Source organism: Nitrospirillum amazonense (assembly GCF_029594735.1).
GTDB classification, from domain to species: Bacteria; Pseudomonadota; Alphaproteobacteria; order Azospirillales; family Azospirillaceae; genus Nitrospirillum; species Nitrospirillum amazonense.
The window spans coordinates 283,738-284,585 of the sequence record NZ_JARPAF010000003.1 but is presented as its reverse complement, the minus strand read 5'-3'; the positions used below and the strand labels follow the sequence as shown (position 1 = coordinate 284,585).

Sequence of the window (848 nt, the reverse complement as noted above, 5' to 3'; positions counted from 1 at the left end):
ATGGACGGTTACACGCAAGCGGAACGGTTGCTGGGGATCGAGAGCCCCTTGGGGCCCGACCAGCTTTTGCTGGAGGCGCTGGAGGGGACGGAGGGCATCTCGACGCCCTTCGAGTTCCGCGCGACCGTGCGCGCCATGGACGACAACGTCGATCCCGCCGCCCTGGTGGCGCAGAGCGTGGACCTGAAGCTGCGCCTGGACGAGGGCAGCTACCGCGTCTTCAACGGCGTCGTCGCCTCGCTCACCGGCGGCCACGCCGCCTCCCGCGGGCAGCGCCACTATGTCCTGCGCGTCGTCCCGCGCCTGTGGTTCCTGACCCGCACCAGCGACTGCCGCATCTTCCAGAACAAGACCACGCTCGACATCCTGGAGACCATCTTCGGCGAGCTGGGCGTCACCCAGTACGACTTCTCCGGCGTCAGCGCCCCGCCGCCCCGCGAGTACTGCGTGCAGTACCGCGAGACCGACTTCGCCTTCGTCTCCCGCCTGATGGAGGAGGACGGCCTCTATTACTTCTTCCGCCACGAGGCGGGGAAGCACACCCTGGTCCTGGGTGCCCAGACCTCCGCCTACCAGACGGGCGATGAGCCGCTGATCCCCTTCAGCGCCACCTCCTCCCGCTCCAACCACATCACCGAGTGGCACCGCAGCCACGCCTACCAGGCCAGCGCCTGGGCCATGACCGACTACAACTTCCAGACCAGCAAGCTGGACCTGAAGCAGACCGTCCCCACCGTCTCCAGCTACACCCAGGACCCCCAGCACGAGCATTTCGACTATCCCGGCCTGCACGACAGCGCCGGCGATGGCGAGCGCCGCGCCAAGCTGGCCATGCAGGCGGAGGAGGT

General features: G+C 67.9%; 1 protein-coding gene. It reads left to right on the top strand.

Annotated elements, in window-relative coordinates:
* Window positions 1–848, top strand: an 848-nt coding sequence (locus tag P5F91_RS19710) for a type VI secretion system Vgr family protein (protein ID WP_277908029.1), incomplete at both ends; no start/stop codon positions are given.